The 22,055-nt window shown below is 62.1% G+C and carries 18 protein-coding genes and 1 pseudogene; 7 read left to right on the top strand and 12 right to left on the bottom strand.

Translation table 11 applies throughout. The features are described from left to right. Positions 1-34: 34 nt before the first annotated feature. Positions 35-280, bottom strand: coding sequence for a PilZ domain-containing protein (locus YU9_RS0116660; RefSeq protein ID WP_027573877.1), 246 nt, complete (start codon positions 278-280; stop codon positions 35-37). Between the two features lie 275 nt (positions 281-555). Beyond that, positions 556-1,935: a DUF2235 domain-containing protein gene (locus tag YU9_RS41575; protein ID WP_051380405.1), complete on the bottom strand. Its 1,380-nt coding sequence runs from the start codon at positions 1,933-1,935 to the stop codon at positions 556-558. 163 nt (positions 1,936-2,098) lie between these two features. Here YU9_RS41575 and YU9_RS0116650 point away from each other — a divergent pair, with 163 nt between their 5' ends. Continuing rightward, on the top strand, positions 2,099-2,779 hold the full coding sequence (locus YU9_RS0116650) for a hypothetical protein (protein ID WP_027573876.1): 681 nt from the start codon (positions 2,099-2,101) through the stop codon (positions 2,777-2,779). 181 nt (positions 2,780-2,960) lie between these two features. Here YU9_RS0116650 and ftsZ read toward each other — a convergent pair whose 3' ends face one another. From ftsZ to rpmB, 7 genes are all read right to left on the bottom strand, one after another. Continuing rightward, entirely contained in the window at positions 2,961-4,220 is a 1,260-nt protein-coding gene (gene ftsZ / locus YU9_RS0116645) for a cell division protein FtsZ (protein WP_027573875.1), read from the bottom strand. A 52-nt stretch (positions 4,221-4,272) separates the two neighbouring features. Further along, positions 4,273-4,785: a hypothetical protein gene (locus YU9_RS0116640; protein WP_027573874.1), complete on the bottom strand. Its 513-nt coding sequence runs from the start codon at positions 4,783-4,785 to the stop codon at positions 4,273-4,275. 81 nt (positions 4,786-4,866) lie between these two features. Beyond that, complete coding sequence (locus tag YU9_RS51065) at positions 4,867-5,175, bottom strand: phospholipase effector Tle1 domain-containing protein (RefSeq protein WP_084298966.1); 309 nt, start codon at positions 5,173-5,175, stop codon at positions 4,867-4,869. A gap of 6 nt (positions 5,176-5,181) precedes the next feature. Continuing rightward, positions 5,182-6,807, bottom strand: coding sequence for a DNA recombination protein RmuC (gene rmuC / locus YU9_RS41570; protein ID WP_198028249.1), 1,626 nt, complete (start codon positions 6,805-6,807; stop codon positions 5,182-5,184). Positions 6,808-6,827: 20 nt separating this feature from the next. Continuing rightward, on the bottom strand, positions 6,828-9,152 hold the full coding sequence (locus tag YU9_RS49925) for a hypothetical protein (RefSeq protein WP_245266405.1): 2,325 nt from the start codon (positions 9,150-9,152) through the stop codon (positions 6,828-6,830). After that, positions 9,119-10,525 (bottom strand): DEAD/DEAH box helicase, encoded by a 1,407-nt coding sequence (locus YU9_RS49920; RefSeq protein WP_245266404.1) that lies wholly within the window; start codon positions 10,523-10,525, stop codon positions 9,119-9,121. The genes YU9_RS49925 and YU9_RS49920 overlap by 34 nt, the downstream gene beginning before the upstream one ends. 206 nt (positions 10,526-10,731) lie before the next feature. After that, entirely contained in the window at positions 10,732-11,040 is a 309-nt protein-coding gene (gene rpmB, locus YU9_RS0116625; RefSeq protein ID WP_027573873.1) for a 50S ribosomal protein L28, read from the bottom strand. A 589-nt stretch (positions 11,041-11,629) separates the two neighbouring features. Here rpmB and YU9_RS0116620 point away from each other — a divergent pair. The 6 genes and pseudogenes from YU9_RS0116620 (at position 11,630) to YU9_RS47760 (ending at position 19,122) form a co-directional block, all read left to right on the top strand. Beyond that, positions 11,630-12,439 carry a DUF3108 domain-containing protein gene (locus tag YU9_RS0116620; protein ID WP_027573872.1) on the top strand — a complete coding sequence of 270 codons (810 nt, stop codon included), beginning with the start codon at positions 11,630-11,632 and terminating at the stop codon, positions 12,437-12,439. Between the two features lie 761 nt (positions 12,440-13,200). Continuing rightward, on the top strand, positions 13,201-16,593 hold the full coding sequence (locus YU9_RS0116610; RefSeq protein WP_027573870.1) for a helicase-related protein: 3,393 nt from the start codon (positions 13,201-13,203) through the stop codon (positions 16,591-16,593). A 13-nt stretch (positions 16,594-16,606) separates the two neighbouring features. Beyond that, positions 16,607-16,870, top strand: a pseudogene (locus YU9_RS0116605) (RNA-binding S4 domain-containing protein); the annotation flags it as partial. A gap of 132 nt (positions 16,871-17,002) precedes the next feature. After that, positions 17,003-17,341 (top strand): ferredoxin FdxA, encoded by a 339-nt coding sequence (gene fdxA, locus YU9_RS0116600; protein ID WP_018643465.1) that lies wholly within the window; start codon positions 17,003-17,005, stop codon positions 17,339-17,341. Positions 17,342-17,684: 343 nt separating this feature from the next. Then, on the top strand, positions 17,685-18,509 hold the full coding sequence (locus tag YU9_RS0116595) for a CarD family transcriptional regulator (RefSeq protein ID WP_084298964.1): 825 nt from the start codon (positions 17,685-17,687) through the stop codon (positions 18,507-18,509). Positions 18,510-18,876: 367 nt separating this feature from the next. Next, positions 18,877-19,122 carry a hypothetical protein gene (locus YU9_RS47760; protein WP_156951934.1) on the top strand — a complete coding sequence of 82 codons (246 nt, stop codon included), beginning with the start codon at positions 18,877-18,879 and terminating at the stop codon, positions 19,120-19,122. 177 nt (positions 19,123-19,299) lie between these two features. Here the strand turns inward: YU9_RS47760 and YU9_RS0116585 are convergent, their stop codons facing one another. The 3 genes from YU9_RS0116585 to YU9_RS0116575 are packed head-to-tail and all read right to left on the bottom strand — an operon-like array spanning position 19,300 to position 22,049. Further along, entirely contained in the window at positions 19,300-19,833 is a 534-nt protein-coding gene (locus tag YU9_RS0116585; RefSeq protein ID WP_027573867.1) for a response regulator transcription factor, read from the bottom strand. Then, complete coding sequence (locus YU9_RS0116580; protein WP_027573866.1) at positions 19,823-21,226, bottom strand: ATP-binding protein; 1,404 nt, start codon at positions 21,224-21,226, stop codon at positions 19,823-19,825. Before YU9_RS0116580 ends, YU9_RS0116585 begins: the two co-directional genes overlap by 11 nt. Beyond that, positions 21,198-22,049: an SURF1 family protein gene (locus tag YU9_RS0116575; RefSeq protein WP_027573865.1), complete on the bottom strand. Its 852-nt coding sequence runs from the start codon at positions 22,047-22,049 to the stop codon at positions 21,198-21,200. The genes YU9_RS0116580 and YU9_RS0116575 overlap by 29 nt, the downstream gene beginning before the upstream one ends. Positions 22,050-22,055 lie beyond the last annotated feature (6 nt).

Below are 22,055 nucleotides of genomic sequence, written 5' to 3'. Positions count from 1 at the left end.
CCAGGGGAGGGTAAGCAACCAGCCCACAATATCCCTAAAACACCACGCCCACCCGCGTGCCGCGCTTCCACGCAATCCGGCAGCGCTTCCTGGTGTTGACGTGCAGCAGCTCGAAGCGATCGGGAATCTTCACCTGGCCGCCGAGATCGACGCAGGCCCCGCCGGGCGAATAGTCGATCAGCGTGCACGGGATCACCGGCGCGCGCGGGTCGGTGATGATCTTGGCCTGCCGCGACACCAGCCCTGCGGGCTTCACGCGGACATACTTTCGCGGATGCATTGGCACGTCTCCTCCAATTCCGCAGGTATCGCGGCGGGTGGTTTGTCCCAATGATGGAAAAGAGAAGATGCGATCAGACTAAGGTTGGCTGGAGAATTTTAATGAAAAGTGTCGGCAAATAAAGAAAGCGGCGGTAGCGGGATCCCACCCTCCCCTGGAGGAGGTCCGGGACGAGCGTAGCTCGCCCGTGGTCGATCGCGCGCAGCGCGAGCGGGGTGGGGTGATCTCTCCACACGGGCAGCGCAGCCGTGGAGAGACCGTCACCCCACCCCGTCTCACATGTCGCTCCGCTCCATGTGAGCCGACCCTCCCCCTCCAGGGGAGGGTGGCAGCGAGTCCTCCGCCGCCTCCGCCTGCTGCGGCCCCACCGGCATCGGCACAGTCACGAAATCCTTCGGCAGATTCACCGGCCGATACCCCGGCTCCACCGCCATTCGCTTCAACACGCTCTCATGCACATGCGCGCCTTCGGGGATGACGCGCGGCTCGCTGTCGGGGATGTAGAAGCCGAGCACCACCTTCCGCTCCGGCCATTCCTTGTACTTTGCGCTCTTCGGCACGTACTCCAGCACGCGCCAGGCCGTATTCATCGAATTGTGCAACTCGCCCGTCTTCCCGGTAAAGGCGGGCTCCACGTATTTGAACGGCGAGTTCTTGCGCTGGATGCCCCAGGCGAGCTGGTTCACCGTGCGCGGGTTGAATTTCAGCCCGGCCTTCTCGGCTTCGTCGATCATCCAGAGCAGCGGATATTTGGACTGCCCGCTTTCGGCTTCCGCATAGCCGCCGCCGACGTCGCAATGCACGCCGGCGAACCACACCTGCAAGACATCCTGCGGCACCTTCTTCTCGTCGGGCACATAGCGGTTGCTCCAGAACTCCTGCGGCTCCCAGTACTGCTTCAGGCGGAACATGCAGCGCCGCTCGTCGATCGCGATCGCCTGCCGGAAGATTTTTACGCTGGGATTGCGCAGCGTGAAGGCGAGCTCCTCCAGGCTGAACAGGAAGAAGAAATTGTCGCGTCGCGGCACGATCACGCTCGCCACCGTGTCCCAGACGCCGATGAAGTGGATGGTCGGCCAGCGCGTCGAGGTGATGCGCGCGAATTGCGCTGCGAGGTCGAATTCGTTCTTCGGCAGCGGCCCGCTCTCGTCGATCGCGATGTCCTTGAGGTCCTCGATATCGTTGCCGCGCCCGGTGCCGGAATATTGCTTGTAGGCAATGAGGCCGCTTCCTGCGAGGTTCGCCTGCTCCGGCGAGATCAGCCCAATTTTGTGGATCAACCCCGCCAGCACGCGAACCGTGTAGGCCCCGCGCGAAAAACCGAACAGGTAAATCTTGTCGCCCGGCGCATAATGCTGAACCAGGAAGCAGTAGGCCGAGAGCACGTTGTCATCGAGCCCATAGCCGGTGGCGAGCCCCAGCACCAGGTTGACGTTGGCCTTGAGCCGGTGCCACGTCGTCGGCTCCGTCACCGTGCCGACGCCGGGATCGTAAAACACCAGCTGCCGCGGCTGCGTCTTGTCCGTCTTGCGCAGGCAGCGATAGAGCTTCAGGACGTTGGAGATGTTCTCCGAGATCTCGTTGCCGGTGCCGTCACAGCAGATGACGAGGTTCTTGCCGGCGGGCTTGTGGTCGGTGTTGGCTGCGGACTCCATGGGATGCGCCTCCGGGTGATGCTACCGGGGCGAGTATAGCGGAAATGGACGGCAGCTAGGAGACGAAGGCGACGTCGCCGGCATGGTGCCCCATCTATCATCTGTTGACATTAACAACTTGTTAACCATGCCGTCGCCTAATGTTGACGAGTGGGGGATCACCATGTCGGCCCATGTGACGCGACCGAAGTTGATGCCTGTTTCGGCCGACCCAGCCTTCCGTTTGCTTGCCAGGCTGGCGGTTCGCGCCAAGGCCGTCCTGCAGACCAAAACGGCTGTCGTACGGAGCAAAGCCATGTTTGGAAAGGACGACTTAGTGGACAATCTCAGCCGCGATCTCGATCGCGCGCGCGGAAGACGCGATGCACTCGCATCAGAAGCCACGACCCTGACGGCTCAGATCGCCGAAATTGAAGCCCGCCTTTCGGAGGAGAAGAAAAGACGGGAGCGTGAGCGCGTTTTGGTTGAAATCGAAGCGATAAAGGCGCGAATCAAGCAAGCCGCCGGTGCCTTTGCACCCGTCGTCGATGGTCTTTCCAAGGCGATCGAGTCGGCTGCGGCAGTCGTGCCCGAGGCGCGCGAGCTCAACAGTTTCCTGGTGTCGGTGGCGACCGAAATCGACAGCGTGCTCGATCCCCTGTTGCGCGAACTCGATCAGCGCGCCGATGCGGTGCGAGCAGGACAGGCAGTGCTGGACCTGCCGAGTCCGGCCAATGAAGCGCCGCCCATCGAGCTGCCGAAAGACACCAACGAGCGCCTGCTTCGCTTCCCGGCGTGGTTGTCCCGTGACAAGGAGGCGGACAAGCAGGAAACCGCAGAGAGCCCGCGGAGCACGGCCGCGTGAATTCGCTGCGTTGTGCAGCTCGGGAAGCTCGTCTTAAGTTTCCACAGCGTCATGGCCGGGCTTGACCCGGCCATCCACGTCTTTCTTGCTTAGTTGGAACAAAGACGTGGATGCCCGGCACAAGGCCGGGCATGACGGGCTTCGCGGGCTACATCTTGAGTCAGACGGCTCCCGCCGCCGCTCAGTTGGCGGCGCGGCGCAGGAAGGCCGGGATATCGAGAACGGCATCATCCGGCGCGTTGCGCGCAGCCGCGCGGCCGTAAGGATCGAGCGGCCGGTCGGCCGCCTGGCGTGCATAATCCAGACCCGGCCTTGCCGGTGGCCCCACGGGGTGGTGCGGCTGCGGGCGGAGTGGCGGGCTTTCCACTTGCGGAAGGGAAGCACTGCGCTCAATCCGATCGGCGATGCGGCGGCCGTCGTTGCGCAGCCTGCCGGCGAGCTGCGTGAGCGCGGTTTCGACCGGTTGCGCCTGCGGCGCCGGGTCGAGATTGTCGATTCCGGTCGCTACCACCGAGACGCGGACGATGCCGTCGAGTCTGTCGTCAAAGGATGCGCCGACGATGATGTTGGCGTCCGGGTCGGCCTCGTCGCGAATGCGGGTCGCGGCTTCGTCGACCTCGTACAGCATGAGATCCTTGCCGCCGGTGATGGAGATGATGAGGCCACTGGCGCGCTTGATCGAGGGATTCTCGATCAATGGATTGGAGATCGCCGCAACAGCGGCGGCAAGCACGCGCTTCTCGCCGGACGCCTCGCCCCGTCCCATCATGGCCTTGCCCTTCTCCTTCATGACGGAGAGGACGTCGGCAAAATCGAGGTTGATCAGCCCTTCCTTGACAATGAGATCGCTGATGCAGGCCACGCCCGAATAGAGCACCTGGTCGGCAAGGGCGAAGGCATCGGCGAATGTGGTCTTCTCGCTGGCCACCCGGAACAGGTTCTGGTTCGGGATGATCAAGAGGGTGTCGACCGTCTTCAGCAGCTCATCGATGCCCGCTTCGGCAAAGCGCATGCGGCGCTGGCCCTCGAAGTAGAACGGCTTGGTGACCACGCCGATCGTGAGAATGCCGAGCTCGCGCGCGGTCCTGGCGACGACGGGTGCAGCCCCGGTGCCGGTGCCGCCGCCCATGCCGGCCGTCACGAACACCATGTGTGCGCCGGTCAATTGATCGCGGATCGTATCGATCGCCTCTTCGGCTGCGGCGCGTCCCAATTCCGGCTGCGAGCCGGCGCCGAGGCCCGCGGTCACCTTGGTGCCGAGCTGGATCAGGCGCTTCGCCTTCGACATGGCCAGCGCCTGCGCGTCGGTATTGGCGACCACGAACTCGACTCCTTGCAGCCCGGCCGTGATCATGTTGTTGACCGCATTGCCGCCGGCGCCGCCCACCCCGAACACGACGATGCGGGCCTTCATTTCCTGGATATCGGTGATGGCAGTCATGCTTACCTCGTGATTGATCCGGCAAGCCGGGGATGGAGATGAGTCTCGAGTGCTACCTGCATGCCGCGCGGTCTGCTTCCACGATCGCGGCGGCCAGGTGTCCCAGTCGACGCGCGGCGTGTGCCGCGATCGCGCCGCCCGCCCGGCGACCGGTCCGCAGAACCGCGACTTCGTCTTCCAGTCGTGCCGCCCACGCATTGGCTGCCGCCGTCTCTGCGGCCGCCTGCATCAGCTCGACGGCGAGGCGATCGGCACGTTCGCGCTCGCGCTCGAAATCGGCCCTTGTGCTGGCTACCAACATCTCGAGCCGCGCGACCTCCGCCTTGAAGGCCTCCATCTTGACGGCCTCGATCTTTGCCAGGGAGGCATCGATCGGGTCGGCCCGGCGGCCGCGTCGTGGGCGGGGCGTGTAGCGGAGCTCGGAGAAATCAAGGCTCACCAGGGCCTTGCCGTCCGTCGACCGCGAACGCGGCAACCCGCGGCGTCTCGCCAGCGAACGCGCGGCCTCTCGGGAGATATCGAGGCGGGCACTGAGATCAGCATACGTCAACAACTCAACGCACATCGGCGCTTCTCCTGGAGCGAACCGGGAAGGCATTTCGAGCTAGTGATGGCTGGACGATTGCAGCAGGCTAGGCTGCGTTGGTTAATGGAGGGTTAACGCGCACGGCGCCCCGTTTACGAATGCCGTCACCGCGCCGATCCCGGGATCGAAAGACACCATCTGCCGCGCCGGCGTCCGGTCCGGCTCGCGCAGGCAGCGACAGAGCTTCAGGACGTTGGAGATGTTCTCCGAGATCTCCTTGCCGGTGGCGTCACAGCAGATGAGAGGTTTTTGCCGGTGGGTTTGTGGTCGGTGTTGGCTGCGGACTCCATGGGATGCGCCTCCGGGTGATGCTACCGGGGCGAGTATAGCGGAGATACTGAAAGAAGCGAGGTTACGCTGAGGAAGCATCTACGGCTAAGAATCAGTCCCGACGGATTGCAACTCTTCGATCGATGATGGGTCAGGTTCGTCAGAGTTTGGCGACGCCAAGAGTTCTGCCGTCTCGACTTCGGGCAGCATTTCGACTGAGCGTAGCTTGCGGTCAATCGCACGTTTCCGAGTCGAAACTTTATCGATGGTGTTCGAAGCCTCTTGCAGCTTCTTTTGCACGCTATCGATGATTGTGCCGTACTTGTTGAATTCGGTCTTTACGGCACCAAGAATTTGCCAAACCTCGCTAGATCGCTTTTGAATGGCGAGAGTCTTGAAACCCATGCGCAAGCTATTCAAAAGAGCAAGCAGGGTTGTCGGTCCGGTTACGAGTATTCGATTCTCGCGCTGAAGATAGTCTGAAAGGCCCGGCCTTCTGATGACCTCAGCGTATAAGCCTTCAGTGGGCAAAAACAATATCCCAAAGTCGGTGCTGAAGGGCGGATGTATATACTTGGTTGCGATGTCGTTTGCCGCATGTCTGATCCGTGTCTCCAATGCTTTACCGGCCAAATCGACCACTTCCACGTCGCCCCGCTCCGAAGCATCAATTAGCCGTTCATAATCTTCGGTCGGAAATTTCGCATCGATTGGCAACCAAAGCGGGCCGCCTTCGCCCCCTGGGAGTTTGATTGAAAATTCGACCCGTTGATTACTCGCGGGTCTTATTTCGACGTTCTTTTCATATTGATCGGGCGCCATTGCCTGCTCAAGGATGCTAGCTAGCGTAACCTCTCCCCAAGTGCCTCTGGCTCTTACATTTGTCATCATGCGCTTGAGGTCACCGACGCCAGTGGCCAAGCTCTGCATCTCTCCCAAGCCACGGAAGACTTGCTCAAGCTGATCGCTGACCTGCTTGAAGCTATTGTTGAGCCGCTGCTCCAAAGTGTCGTGAAGCTTTTCATCGACAGTCGCCCGCATCTGTTCAAGCTTCGCGGCATTGTCGTTTCGAATTGCTTCAAGGCGGGCCTCCACGGTAGCGCGAACTCCTTCTTGCGCCTTTTCAAGTCTTTCAGTGAGCGATGACAGGGTGTCATTTACATTGCCCAGACGTTCACTCTGCAACTGGCTAGATTGAGCGAACGAGTCATTTACGCTCGCCCCAAGCCGATGAAAGCTGTTGCTGAGTTCATCTTTCAAAATTCGGGCCGTGTCCGCGTGCCCCGTCAAGTTCTGATCGAGCTTTTGTTCGATTATGCCTCGTAGATTGTCTCGGTTTGCGACCGCCTCCGATCTCATCTTCTCGATATCGGCGTCCAATTTGGATGCGATGCCGTCAGCCCGTGTCTCAATCGATAGAATTCCGCTATCGAGTCGAGATGAAAACTCTTTGATCTGCTCGTTGATGCCCCGTCCAAGGCTGCCGAAGCCGACAATGATCGCTTCTTGAAATTTAGCTAGCAGATTTGCGAGTTCTTCCCTTACGCCTCGTGATTGATCTTCAGTTGCCCGCCGAAGCAGTTCGGTTTCGTCGCGAAGCAATTTGCCTAACGACACCAACGAAAATTCATGAGCCAATCGACGATTGGATAGATAAGCCAAAAGCGAGAAAACGGCGCCGACGAGACTGGTTCCGCACGACGCTAACAGTAGAAAGTGACTCAGATCCATGTGCCCCCCGAAAGAAAAAACTAACGCGCGACTTCTATCCAATTCTCTCTGTCACGCTTTCCAACGCAGATGCGTCCGATAATCGTGTTGGTTGAAATATCGTACAGTGCGCCGACTTGATAGACGCGGAAACCAAACATCGCTTTTGATTTTGACGACGTTGCTAAGAGCCGATTGTCCGGCGACATCACCGCGGCTTCTACTTGATACTTTCCTCCGTTCTTAACTGACGTGAGTTGGCCGGCAATCTCAGGCCATCTTTCAACTGCATCTGTATTTCGACGAATGCCAATGAGTATTTCGACTAGAGCCTTGAGCCGATAAGGTGCTTGTGGCGTCAGGAATTCGAAGTGGATGGAGAGTCCCGTTAGGTCGCAAGTACGAATATCATCAGGGTGGGCAGCGCGGCCGCTCCACGCGCACGTTTGACGTTCTGAGGGTGCGCAAAACGTTCCGGTTGATGATCGTTGAGCTATTTGCTCCAAGAGCCTGCGACCGGACAGGCTGCTACTCACGAAGTAGCGCTTCAGTGCTCGTTTGCCGGTTAACGAACACGCCTCGAGACCGATTGGCAGAACCATTTTGCCGGTTAGTTCGCATCTTTCAAGAATTCCAGCTCTAACACGATGACCAGTGATCTCGCACCTTTCTGCTTCGTCTAGGGCTATGGGACGTCGCGTCTCATGACAAAAGATGAACTCTTGCTTATGCCCCGTCCTTTCCGAAACCGATGACTGCATCGCTTCGTCCGACCTGAATTCTTTACCCGAGATTTCGCTGGCAGCGAGTTCGTCGATCAGAACGTCAGACTTGGTGAAGGCGCACGTTCGGAAATGCTCGGCCTCGGCCTTCTTGCCGCTCACTGCTGAGGTCTTGAGAAACTCGGCCGAGACCAGCTTTCCGGTCACAGCTGATAACTCGGCCTCCTCACGGAGAATGCGCTTGCCGCTATGTCCACATAAAATTGTGAATTCCGGAAGGGCGAGACGGCCAGTAATTTCTGATTTTCTAAGAAGATGACGGAGCGCGTAGGCGCCGGTCACGTCGCATCTAGCCAGGCACTGGTCAGGGACAGACTTGCCAGATTTAGAGCACAGGCCGAGTTCGGGTGCTCGAATAAGCGATTTGTCGTATGGTCGAATGACAATGAGGCTCTCGTATTCATCCTCTGAGTCAATGGTGTACCTTACCTTTACGCCGATCTCTCTATGCAGTCTTCCGTCCAGTCCAACGAGCGTCATTTCCACTCGAGGTGTGAACTCGTCTTCCAGTTTCTTGCGCTTACGCACATCGGACGCACGTGCGGTCTCATGTTCCCGGCGCTCTAGATAGAAGCGCGAGAACTCGGAAATGCCGTCATCGGACAGCGCCGCTCTTTGAAGTCTGTCGATATCGATGCCAAGAGATTGAGGTTTGTCGAATGCTTTTGGAATTGGATTGACCGCCGACTTGCTCCGATCGGTCCGGTGATCTTGGTTGTTGCAGTCGACGCCCACAAGGCGTTCGTAGCTGTCATGAGCCACGGTGGCTCGAACGCGCAGGAGAGCTGATCCATCGAACAATCGGATGCCATCAGTCACTTCTGAGGACGAATAATGTCCACCGAATTGAGTAACCCAGGTTTGTGCGACCTCTCGCGTCGCTCGGGTTGGATCCGGGTCGAGGTCGTCTACTTCATGCAATCCGCTCGCAACTACGCGATTCACAAGGCGTTCAAAGGCGGGCGTCCCCGGCGCGTATAGTGTGGTTCGTTTGGCTGTATCGGCGGGGTCCGCGAATCTGATGTACTCGCGTCCTCCATTCTCCTCAGCGCAAAGAAGTCCATTGGGCTCCTCAGTGAGTTGGACTTTGAGGAGTTTTAGCGCCGCTGCCGTGAACTCGCGAGCATCTAGCGACCGTTCATTTTTGGGGAGTGTTGGAGTGCGTGGACCGTCATATTCGGCTTCCTCCATCCCTCCGAGCATGGAGTTAATGTTTGCCTCCTCGCGTTCGAGCTCTAGCTTGGCATCCTCAATGCTTTTCTCGGCGAGCTTGGTGGCTTTTTCGACGTCTTTTCCTGCCAACGCGGCCAGCACAAGATCCAAGATTTTGTCTTCGAACCCTGAACCACCATCTTCGTCTCCATCGGCGACGTCCGCTCCTTGCAGAAGAGCCTCGACGTCGCCGACGGCATGAGATGCCATTTGAAGTTTTTCCATCAATCTACCGACGATGTAATCTTCAAAGGTGCCTTTTAGAGTGACATTGTAGATGCTCACAAATGCATGCGTCGATGCGAGGCGCTGCACGCGACCGATTCGCTGTTCGACAATCATCGGATTCCAAGGCAGGTCGTAATTGACCAACACATTCGCGTCTGAAGGTTGACGCCTTCGGAGCCCGCTTCTGTGGATACAATGACTCGATAGCGCGGGGGCGTCTCACGGAAGAGCTTAATGGTCTCCTGATTCCGCTCCCCTGAGTCACCATTGATGACGCCGACTTTCAGCCCGTGGCCTTCAAGGAAGTTCTGGATTGTAGTTTGCGTTTCTCGTCGGATCGTGAATACGACGAGTCTCCAACCTTCGGGGTTCTCCTGCTTGAGTTTTTGTATGAGTTTGTCGAGACCGAGAAGCTTTGCTGTTAGTGGCATTTCGGCCACGATGCCCTTAACTGTCGCGGCAAGGTCAGCCGGAGCAGTTCCGTTCCGGGCCATATTGTCCAACTGTGCCGATAGCGCCTCGGGGCTGCTCGTCAACGCCTGTAGGATCGAGATTTGAGTAAGCCGATTGAGCTTTTGAATTGGCTTTGCGATCGCTCTGATAAGCTGAAGTTCTGCCGCGGTAGGATCTACCTCGTGTCGCAAAACCTTTCTTTCGGGGAAGTAAAGCTTGGCATCGCCTCGGCGTACGCGGGACATGTAGCCGTAGACGATTGATCGAAATTCGTCCCTGGCTTCTTCTTTTAACTGACGTGCTCCGTCCCGGGGATCCGCAACAAATTTGCGGATGAACATGCCTTCGCTGCCGAAGGGGTTGTCATGCCCACGAGCGATGGTCAGCAGGTCAACGAGGGAGTACAGGTCCCATAGTCGATTCTGGATTGGTGTGGCAGTCAGCATCAGGACGTAGGGAAATCTTCGTTGCTCTAGCGCCTTGCGAAAGCGCTTCGCGACCTGTGGAGTGTTAGGGACACCGTAAAGATTTCTGAGCTTGTGCGCTTCATCCAAGACGAGCATTTGGAAGCGGTCTTCCGGAAGCTTTTCGAGATACAATCGAGCTGAGTTGTATGTCGTGATTACCGCACCGACTTCCTCAGGTTCAGCCGTAAGTAGGTCTCTCCCAAAAGCAACAATTCCGGGAATATCGAATTTGGCCTCCAGTTCTTCCTTCCATTGCTGGGCGAGAATTTTTGGGCAAACGATCAAGACTTTGGACAGTCTAGATCGAACGACAAGTTCGCTGATGATCAGGCCTGCACTGATCGTCTTTCCAAGGCCAACGTCGTCCGCCAGCAAGGTCACTGGAAGACGACGGCAAAATGTGATGAGGTTGGTTACTTGGTGATGGTACGGAGTAAGACGATCGCTCCATCTCGGAGTCGACTTAAAGTCTTCCGCCCGGTCAATAACAATGGGATCGGTCAGATCCCATTCGAGACCTGCTCGGTAAATTCGATATTCTTCGGGCTCTTTGCTCCGGCTAAGTATCTTCGACTTAAATTCAGTGGCGACGTCCATCCTCCCGCCCCAGCCTGAGAGGTCTCAACCGCAGGATGCTCGGTTCTACCCTTGCGGGCAAGTACACTTTCGTCACTGCGCTACTGACCTACCGTCTCACCACAAACAAAAACGGCCGGATCTTCCGATCCGGCCGCTACTCAAACTCTACTGGCTAAGCCTACGCCACGCGACGCAACTTAGCCCCCGCCCAATTTCCGAAAATCTCAGCTCGCCTGCTTCGCAGGCTGGGTGTCGCCGACCTTCTTCTGAATGGCGCGCTTCAGCTCGACCGCGCGCGGGGAGAGCGCATCGGCGTTGGCCTTGAGCAGGAAGGCATCGAGGCCGCCATTGTGGTCAACGCTCTTGACCGCGTTGGTGGAGACGCGCAGGCGCACGTTGCGGCCGAGGGCTTCCGAGATGAACGTCACGTTGACGAGGTTCGGCAGGAAGCGGCGCTTGGTCTTGATGTTGGAGTGGCTGACCTTGTGGCCGACGAGGGGGCCCTTGGCCGTCAGTTCGCAGCGGCGAGACATGGCAAAATTCCTTATCCTGAACCCCCAACGATCTGCGGCCGCCATTTTGGGCGCCACGGGGGCAAATTCTTTCGTCCTTGCAGGGAGCGGGCGGACGTATAGGGGGGAAGGGGCCTTGCGTCAAGTTTTTGGGCGGGGATTCGTGGCCCGCGCTATGCCCCACGCGAGGTGTCATCGCCCGGCTTGACCGGGCGATCCAGTACGCCGCGGCAGCGCGGCTGACCAGAGGGCCGCGGCGTACTGGATGCCCCGGTCCCGGCTCCGCCAAGGCTACGCCGAGGCCCACAGGGGTGCTCGGCCCGCCGAAGCTTCAGCGAAGGCGGCAAGCCGGGGCATGACAGCGGAGATTGGGAGGGGGATGGGAGCCCGCGGCTACCGCCCGATCACAAAAACGGCAATGTTTGTCGCGCCTTACCATCACATAAAGGGCGTATTCGCCGCCGAGATATCCGGTGGAGTTCCCAGGGCTCAGACGCCCCCACACATTGTTTGCCGCGGTTTTTGGCTTAAGTAACAGCGCATCGCGCCCCGATTGGATTGTTTCGTGCTGACAACGCCCCTTTTTGCCCGTCTGCGCCTGGCCGGCTGGCTGGCTGCCTTGTGCATGCTGGCCCTGGCGTGGGGCGTGGCGCCGGCCGCGGCGCAAGGCAAGCTCGAGGCGCAATATGAGGCCTCGCTATCAGGCATTCCCGTCGGCAGGGGCGCCTGGAACATCGATATCCAGGACGACGTGTTCTCGGCCGCGGCCTCCGGCGGCACCACGGGGCTTTTGAAGTCGTTCACGGGCGGGTCGGGCACCGGCGCGAGCCAGGGGCGCGTCGTCAACGGCGCGCTGGTTGCGACCGGCTATCAGGCCTCCACTACCACCCAGAAGAAGACCGAAGAGATCCGCATCACCCTCGACAAGGGCAATGTGAAGGATTTTGCCATCCTGCCGGAGCCGCCGGTCGATCCTGACCGCATCGTCGTCACTGACGCGCATCGCCGCGGCGTCTGGGACCCGATGACGGCTTCGCTCCTGCGCGTGCCCGGCACCGGCGATCCGGTTTCGCCGGAGGCCTGCCACAACGCAGCTCCCGTGTTCGACGGCCGCATGCGCTACGACCTCAAGCTCGATTTCAAGCGCATGGAGAGTGTGAAGGCGGAGAAAGGGTACAAGGGCCCGGTCGTGGTCTGCGCGCTCTATTTCGTGCCTGTGGCGGGCTACATCCCCGACCGCCCCGTGATCAAATACCTCGCCGCCCAGCGCAATATCGAGATCGCCTTCGCGCCGGTGGCCGGCACGCGCATCCTGGTCCCGTTCTGGCTGAAAGTGCCGACGCCGCTCGGGCCGGCCATGCTGGAAGCCACGAGCTTCATCACTTCGCCCCAGCCGCCAAGGGTGGCGAAGACGCAGTAGCGCTCTTAACCCTCCCCTGGAGGGGAAGGGTCGATCGCGCGCAGCGCGAGCGGGGTGGGGTGATCCCTCCACACGAACAGTGTCCGTGGGAGAGATCACCCCACCCCGTCTCACATTCCGCTTCGCTTCATGTGAGCCGACCCACGGGCGAGCTACGCTCGTCCCGGACCCCTCCAGGGGAGGGTGAAGAGATCATGCAATATCAATCACTTACCTACTGTGCATGGGGTTGTTTTCGGAGTTTTTGTTTGGGCAGGGTCCGCAGCCGGGGAATCCATTTGACTCTGCCCCGATTCTGATTCGACTCCGCGCCATCCCCAGCTTTAACGAACCCGGTCGCTTGTGCGGCCGCGCAAAACTCCATCTAGTGCGCAACCAATACGAGTCCCGCGACATGTTGCGTGAACGGAACAGGACTCGTCAGGGAGTCAGCGATTCGGCCGCGATTCGTTCTAGAGTCGTTCCGAAGCTTAAAGCGAACGGGAAAAGCGTCGCAAAGTGAGACAGTTGCGCGGGATTTGGGGAGAGCGTGCCGCACTCTCCGCTGTCATGCCCCGGCTTGACCGGGNCATCCAGTACGCCGCGGCCTCTCGGCTCTGCCACAATCGCCGCGGCGTACTGGATCGCCCGGTCAAGCCGGGCGATGACAGCAGCGGGTGCGGTTACAGCCCAGCGTTCGGAGACATCACGGACGCCCAGCCCCCTCGCCGCCTCATCCAGCACTGACATTCGCCCAAATCGCCACTACCTAATCCCGAGACATGGCTTTTTCCTCCTCCCCCTTCGCCTCCGAGCGCGCACTTTCCGATCGAGTGCCTGGCGCGGGCGTCACTGCGGTGCTCGGGCCGACCAACACCGGCAAGACCCATCTCGCCATCGAGCGGATGCTCGCGCATCCCTCGGGGATGATCGGCCTGCCGCTGCGCCTGCTCGCGCGCGAGGTCTACAACAAGATCGCCGACCGGGCGGGCGCCAACAGCGTCGCACTCGTCACCGGCGAGGAGAAGATCAAGCCGAAGAATCCGCGCTACTGGGTGTCGACCGTCGAGGCGATGCCGCGCGACATCGACGTCTCCTTCCTCGCCGTCGATGAGGTCCAGATCGCCGCCGATCTCGAGCGCGGCCACGTCTTCACCGATCGCATTCTCAACCGCCGCGGCCGCGACGAGACGTTGCTGCTGGGCGCTGCGACCATGCGGCCGATCATCGAGCGGCTGCTCCCGGGCGTCTCCATGATCACGCGGCCGCGGCTGTCGAGCCTCGAATTCGCCGGCGACCGCAAGATCACGCGCCAGCCGCGCCGCACCGCCATCGTCGCGTTCTCGGCCGATGAAGTCTACGCCATCGCCGAGCTGATCCGCCGCCAGCACGGCGGCGCCGCGGTGGTGCTGGGCTCGCTCTCGCCCCGCACACGCAACGCGCAGGTGGCGATGTTCCAGAACGGCGATGTCGATTATCTCGTCGCCACCGATGCCGTCGGCATGGGCCTCAATCTCGACGTCGACCACGTCGCCTTCGCCTCCGACCGCAAGTTCGATGGCTACCAGTTCCGCCGCCTCACCCCGGCCGAATTCGCGCAAGTAGCCGGCCGCGCCGGCCGCGCCACCCGCAACGGCACCTTCGGCACCACCGGCCGCTGCGCGCCGTTCGAGCCCGAGCTCGTCAACGCGCTGCAGAACCACACCTTCGATGCCGTGAAGGTGCTGCAATGGCGCAACGCCAAGCTGGATTTCTCCTCACTCGGCGCGCTGCAGGTGTCGCTGAACCTCGCCCCCGGCCACGAGACGCTGACGCGCGCGCCGATCGCCGAGGACATGCGCGTGCTCGACCACGCCGCCCGCGACGGCGAGGTGCGCGATATCGCGCATGGCAAGGCGGCGGTGGAGCGGCTCTGGGACGCCTGCCAGGTGCCGGACTACCGAAAACTGTCGCCGGCCGCCCATGCCGAGCTGGTGACGACGCTGTACGGCTTCCTGATGCGGAAGGGCTGCATTCCCGATTCCTGGTTCGAGGCCCAGGTTACCCAGGCCGACCGCATCGACGGCGATATCGACACGCTGTCGGCCCGAATCGCCCAGATCCGCACCTGGACCTTCGTCGCCAACCGCCCGGACTGGCTGAGAGACCCCGAACGCTGGCAGGGAATCACGCGGGAGGTCGAAAATAAATTATCGGATGCGCTCCATGAACGCTTGACTGAGCGTTTCGTTGATCGCCGGACCAGTGTATTGATGCGCCGCCTGCGGGAGAACACGAGCTTGAATACTGAAATCGGCAAGACCGGCGAAGTCATCGTCGAAGGCCATGTCATCGGCCGCCTCGACGGCTTCACCTTTGCACCGGATGCGGCGGAAGCAGGCTCCGATGCGAAAGCCTTGCAGGCTGCAGCGCAAGCGGTGCTCGCCGGCGAGATCAACGCGCGCGCCGAGAAGCTGGGCAATGCGCCGGACGAGCAGTTCGTGCTGACCTCCGAAGGCATCATCCGCTGGACCGGCGATGCCGTGGCGCGGCTGTCTGCCGCAGACGACGCGCTGCATCCGCGCATCCGCATCATCTCCGACGAGCGCCTGACCGGCGCCCCCCGCGACAAGGTGCAGGCGCGGCTCGAGCTCTGGCTCAAGACCCATATCGAGAAGCTGCTCGGGCCGATGTTCGAGCTGTCCAAGGCCGAGGACGTCGCCGGCATCGCCCGCGGCATCGCCTATCAGCTGGTCGAGGCGCTCGGCGTGCTCGAGCGTCCGAAGATCGCCAGCGAGCTGAAGGATCTCGACCAGCCCTCGCGTGCCGTGTTGCGGAAATACGGCGTCCGCTTCGGCGCCTATCACATCTATTTCCCCGGCCTGCTCAAGCCCGCCGCGCGTGCGCTCGCCGCGCTGCTCTGGGCGCTGAAGCAGGACAATGTCGATCTCTCAGCGCTGTCGGGCGCGCAGCATCTGGCATCGTCGGGGCGCACCTCGTTCCCCGTCGACAAGCAGCTGCCGCGCGATGCCTATCGCGTGCTCGGCTACAAGCAGGCTGGCGAGCGCGCCGTGCGCGTCGATATCCTGGAGCGGCTGGCCGATCTGATCCGTCCGGCGCTGGCGTGGCGTGAGAACTCGCCCGGCGAAAAGCCCGCCGGCGCGTTCGACGGCCGCAGCTTCGTCGTCACGCAGGCGATGACCTCGCTCACGGGATCAGCCGGCGAAGACTTTGCCTCCGTGCTGCGCGCGCTCGGCTATCGCATGGAGAAGCGTCCGCCGTTGCCGCAAAAGCCCGTGGTCGCCGAGACGGTTCCGGCCGAGACGCCGCCCGCCGAGGGCAGCGCGGAGAACTCGACCGAGACCGCGGCGGAGGCCGTTGCCGGCCTGCCGGTGGAGGCGACTGCATCGACCGAAGCCGCGGCCGAATCCGTCACGGTCGAAGACGCGCCCGGCATGGAGCCGCACGACGAGCCCGCCCAACAGGAGGCTCATGAGGAGCCGGCGCTCGAAGCCTCTCCAGAAGCGCCCGTCACACCTGAAGATGCCCCCGGCATCGCGCCGCCCGCAGAAGCGGCGTCCACTGAGGCTGCCGGCCTCGAAGCTGCTGCTGCCGAGACCGCCGCAACGGAAGCTGCCGCATCGCCCGACGCTGCCGCGCCTGAGGCTGCGGCCGCGCCCGCCGAGCCCGAGCTCGTCGAGGTCTGGCGTCCGGCCGGGCGTCACGAGGATCGCAAGCCGCGTCACGAGCGCCATCGCCACCAGCGTCACCACCATCAGCCGCGACCGCAGGCGGGTGCCGAGGCTGGCGCTGCACCCGGTGCGGCGAGCGCCGCGTCCGGCGAAGCTGCTGAAGGCGCGAAGCCGGGCCATCGTCACGGCGGGCATCGCAAAGATTTCCGCAAGGGCCGCGAAGAAGGCGGCGACCGCCGCGAGCAGCGCAGCGACAACAACCGCCGCTTCGAAGGCAAGGATCGTGATCGTGGCAAGGGCAAGCCCGGCGATCGCGACGGCGGCCGCGAGCATCGTGGCCGCGACCGCGACAAGGGCCGCGATCGTCGCGATCGCGAGTCCGGTCCCTCGCTGCGTCCCTACGCTTCGAGCGCGAATCCGCGCGAGCGCGATCGTCCGATCGATCCGAACTCGCCTTTCGCCAAGCTCGCCGCGCTGAAAGAGCAGCTGGGGCGGAAGGAGTAATCCCACGACGACGGAACGGCAGCGCCTCGACAAATGGCTGTGGCACGCGCGGGTGGTGAAGGCGCGCACCTCCGCGGCCGAGCTCGTCGTCACAGGCCATGTCCGCCTCAACGGCGCGCGCGAGACCTCGCCAGGGCATGCCATCAAGATCGGCGACGTGCTCACCATCGCGCTCGACCGCACGGTGCGCGTCCTCAAGGTGACGGGCTTCAACGAACGCCGCGGCGATGCCGCCTCGGCACGAGTGCTCTACGAAGAGCTCGGGACGCGCAATTAATTGCGCTTCCTATTCATTTCTTGGTCGATCAAACACACAAAGCCGTCATGATCGGGCCTTCCCGACCTTGCGGCGCCGGGCCATCCGCGCTAGGCAAGCCGCGACTCTTAAAAGAGCTTTTCGGAGCGTTGGATGACTTACGTCGTCACTGAAAACTGCATCAAGTGCAAGTACACCGACTGCGTCGAGGTCTGCCCGGTCGACTGCTTCTACGAGGGTGACAACATGCTCGTCATCCACCCCGACGAGTGCATCGATTGCGGTGTGTGCGAGCCGGAATGCCCCGCCGACGCCATCAAGCCGGACACGGAACCCGGCCTCGAAAAGTGGCTCCAGGTCAACGCCGACTACGCCAAGAGCTGGCCCAACATCACCCAGAAGAAAGAATCACCCGCCGATGCCAAGGAATTCGACGGCATGGAGGGCAAGTTCGAGAAATATTTTTCTCCGAACCCGGGTTCTGGGGACTAAATCGCGCCCAAACTTAACCCTAATAGCGGCGTTGCCGGCGAAAACCAGCCCTCAAGACCCCTAAATCATTGATTTTTGCGGGAAATGTGCTATATTGGGCACATTAAGCCGAACCCGTCAGCCCCGTTGGCCCCTCTGGGTTCCCGTGAAACCAAATGTCGAACAGGGGCGTGGCAGTTTCCGCGCGCAGGCTGTGTCACAGAAAACGCGTAAAAAGAGTACTTCAGCGAGGGCTTCCCATAAGGAGGCCAAAAAAGTCGCCGCGGCCAGCCGTAGCGCATCCAAGGGTCGGACCGCGACGAAAGCGCCGGCTGCAAAGTCCTCGAAGAACAAAAGAAGCGCAATGCCTAACAAGACTGCCAAACCGGCCGCGAAAGCGACCGCTGCCAAGCCTGCTGCTGCCAAGCCTGTGACTGCCAAGCCCGTGACTGCCAAGGCCCCCGCTGCCAAGCCCGCGACGAAGGCCCCTGTTGCTGCTGCGCCTTCCAAGGCTCCCGCCGCCGCCAAGCCGGCCGCCAAGCCCGCTGCTGCGCCGAAGGTCGAGGAAAAGAAGGTCGTGACCCAGCGTCAGGGCTTCAAGGCCAACGAATTCGTCGTCTATCCCGCGCACGGCGTCGGACAGATCCTGGCCATCGAGGAGCAGGAGATCGCCGGTGCGAAGCTCGAGCTGTTCGTCATCAACTTCATCAAGGATAAGATGACGCTGCGCGTTCCGACCGCCAAGGTCGCCAATGTCGGCATGCGCAAGCTCTCCGATCCGGCGCTGGTCAAGAAGGCGCTGGAGACGCTCAAGGGCCGTGCGCGCGTCAAGCGCACCATGTGGTCGCGCCGCGCCCAGGAATACGAAGCGAAGATCAATTCGGGCGACATCGTCGCGATCGCCGAAGTCGTGCGCGACCTCTATCGCTCGGAGTCGCAGCCGGAGCAGTCGTATTCGGAACGCCAGCTCTATGAAGCGGCGCTCGACCGTCTCTCCCGTGAGATCGCAGTGGTGCAGCACTCGACCGAGACCGAAGCGGTCAAGGAGATCGAGGCCCAGCTCGCCAAGAGCCCGCGCCGCGCCAGCGCCAAGGCGGAAGCCGCCGACGGCGAAGCCGACACGGATGCCGAGGGCGATACCGACGATACCGATGGCGACGACACCACCGTCGCCGACGAGGCCGCGTAAGCGCCACGTCGCGTCGATCGCAACAGATCAAAAGCCCGGCCATTCGGCCGGGCTTTTTGTTTGATGGACGTCGCTTCGCAAGGTCAGCGAAAGCGTAGCCCAATGCCTCCTTCTCCGTTCAGAAAACGGGAGGACGGGCTGCTCTCACCCAATTCGCCTTCACGTCGACACCCATCGCGCAAGACAACGCGATGCCAGTGACCGCCTCGCGCGTGACCAACTCTGCTGCAGGAATTGCTGAGGTCGAGGCGCATTTCACTTTGCGGTGACGGAGAACGCTGCGAGTTCCGCAAACGCTTAGGTTGTGCTATGGCCTGTAACGCTACGGGGCCAAACCTAGTGGGGCAAAATCTAGGAGGTGCTACCCATGACAGGAAAACTGCTCGTCGCTCTCGCGATCGTTACTCTCTCGGCTTCTGCCGCCTCGGCAGCGCATCACCGTCATCACCACGCGGTGAACGCAAACGCCGCCACTTCCGCATCTCCGCCTCCAATGGGGTGGATGGGCGGTACGAACAGCGGCGATCACGGCATGTACCTGCAGAATCTCCACGACTCCGGCTACAACCCGAAGAATGACCGCGACGCCAACGGGAACGTGGCGGCGCAATAATAGTGCGAGCCACCCTCGATCGTCGTGTTGTTAGTGATGTCGTCTGCTGACGCTCGGACAGCGAGGGCGGAAGCGTAGGCCGCAATTGCACTCCCTCCGGGATCGCACGTGGCGGACTGCGTCTTCCGCTCACGCAGTTGGGCGGAGGATCGCGACCGGCTGGCCAGCGAAAACATCCTACTTCACCGGCCGCTTCTCGAGCTTCCGTGCCAGCGTCCGCCGGTGCATGCCCAGCCGTCGCGCCGCCTCCGAGATGTTGAACTCCGTCTCGATCAGGGTCTGGTGGATGCGCTCCCATTCCAGCGTCTTGATCGAGGTCGGCCGGGCATCGAGCGCGACCTCAGCGTTGCCTTCGGCCTTGTGAAAGGCGGCCTCGATGTCGTCGGTGTTCGATGGCTTTGCCAGATAGTGGCAGGCGCCGAGCTTGATCGCTTCGACGGCGGTGGAGATGCTGGCAAAGCCGGTCAGCACCACGATCAGCATGTCGGGATCGTGCGTGTGCAAGAGCTCGACACAGGCGAGGCCCGAGGCGCCGCCGAGCTTGAGATCGACCACGGCGTGGCCGAAGCTGCGCTCCTCCAGGACTTGGCGCACCTCCTCGATCGAGGCGGCGAGCACGACCTCGTAGCCGCGGCGCTCGAACGAGCGCTTCAGCGTGCGGGCGAAGCCGGCGTCGTCCTCGACGACGATGAGTGAACGGTCAGGCGTCAAAATTCCCTCCGATCGCAAGCGTTGCGAGCGGCAGCGTCAGGCGCACCGTGGCGCCGCGCTTCCTGTGGTTCTCGGCGGTCACGCTGCCACCCAGCTTGCGTACGACGTTCACCACCAGGAACAGGCCGAGCCCGCCGCCGGCGCGGCCCTTGCTCGACTGGTAGGGCTTGCCGAGCTGCGCCAGCATCTCCGGCGCAAAGCCGGGGCCGCGGTCGGAGATCGACAGCACGAGATTGTCGCCTTCGCGCTCGGCCATCAGCTCGACCCAGTCGCGCGAGACCTCATAGGCATTGTCGAGCACGTTGAAGATCACCTGCTTCAGCGCAACGTCGGAGACGATCGCGACGTCCTCGCCGAAGGTGTTGACGAAGTAGAGCGTGCGGGCCGAGCGCGCGTTGCGCCATTCGTCGACCAGCGCGGTGACGAAAGCCGTCACCGTCGTCGGCGAGGAGCCTTCGCCGCGCGCTTCGCCGGCCGACACCAGGATACCTGTGACGATCGACTTGCAGCGCTGCAGCGAGGTCTCCATCTCCGCGAGGTCCTCGGCCAGCTCCTGGTCGGCGGCGAGATCCGGCATGCGGCGCCAGTCGCTGAGGATCACCGAGAGCGAAGCGAGCGGTGTGCCGAGCTCATGTGCGGCGCCGGAGGCGAGCAGGCCCATGCGCACGATGTGGTCCTGCTCGGCGGCATGCTGGCGCAGCGCTGCCAGATGCGCGTCGCGCTCGCGCAAATTCCTGTTGATGCGGGTGACGAACACGACCAGCAATACGGCGTTGAGCACGAAGCCCAGGAGCATGCCGGCAATCGTGAGACTGTAGGTCTCGCTCAGCGGGTTCGGCGGCAGGTCGAGCGGCCGGTAGGCCAATGTCAGCCAGACGAAGCTCGCGCAGGTCAGCGCCACCAGCGACCACGTTGAGCGCGCATCGAGCAGCACCGCGCCGAGCGTCACCTGGAGCAGGAACAGCGAGGTGAAGGGATTGGTGGCGCCGCCGGAGAGATAGAGCTGCGCGGTCAGCGCGGCGACGTCCAGCATCAAGGCGACCAGGAGCTCGTTGTTGGTGATCGCGGCGCGATGGCGCACCCATACCAGGCTGGAGACGTTGAGCAGCACCAGCGCGCCGATCACCGCGCCCATCCGTTCCAGCGGCAGGGGAATCCCGAGGCCGAAATGCACGGCACCGATGGTAACGATCTGGCCGACCACCGCGGTCCAGCGCAGCTGGATCAGCAGCGCCATGTTCTTGCGGTTGGTCTCGTCGTCGGTCGGAGCCGGGCCGATCAGCTCGCTGCGCGCGTCCGCCTGCGATTGCAGCGTGACGGGCCCGCCGCCATGGGCAAGTGTTTGGGGAAGCGTCTTCCCGTCGTCAGGTCGGCTCGACGATCGTTCCAGCATCTGATCCCGTCCTGCGGGCGGCGGCATCCGAGCCGCCAGCCGGTTCCTGGACGAAGCGCCTGCGGCGGAACAGCCCGCCGCCGAAGGTGACGAAAAACCTGCCGGCCAGCATGAAAGCCAGGGCAAACCACGTCAGCGCGTAGATCAGGTGGTTATTGGGAAAGCGGATCACGGTCAATCCGCCGATCGGACCGCCGGCGATTTGTGATCCGGCGTCGGCGTCCACGAAGAAGGGCGCGACGTCATGAAGGCCGCGTGCCGTCGTGATGGCGGCGACGTCCCGCGAGTACCAGCGGTTGTGCTGGGGCACGTTGTTCCGGAGAAAACCGCCCTTCGGCTCCGTCACGCGGAGCAGGCCGGTGATCTCGACCTGACCGTCGGGATTGCCGTCCCTGCGCGTCGACACGTCGCGCCGCTCGGACGGCACGAAGCCGCGGTTGATCAGCACCAGTGTGCCGTCATCACGCTTGAGCGGCGTCAGCACCCAATAGCCCGGGCCCTCCTCGGTGACGGCCTGAACCAGCGTCTCGCGGTCATGCAGGAAACGGCCGCTGACGCTGACGTGCCTGTATTCGTCATTTGCGGCGCTGATGGTGGGCCACGAAGCGGGCGAGGGGATCGGTTGGGCCGGAGCGTGGACGCGCTGCTCGACGCGGTCGATCAGCGCCAGCTTCCAGGCGCGGCGCTCGATCTGCCAGACGCCGAGCGCGATCAGAAGTCCAAGGGCGATGAGCGAGAGGACCGTGAGCCACAAGGCGGGGGCGCGCACAGCCTCGCTGTGCGTCCCTCCTGTCTTGCTCATCACGGTCCGAATCTTGCTCACTCTAGA

The organism is Bradyrhizobium sp. WSM1743 (assembly GCF_000473065.1).
Lineage (GTDB): Bacteria > Pseudomonadota > Alphaproteobacteria > Rhizobiales > Xanthobacteraceae > Bradyrhizobium.
This window is presented reverse-complemented; position numbering and strand designations above follow the sequence as displayed.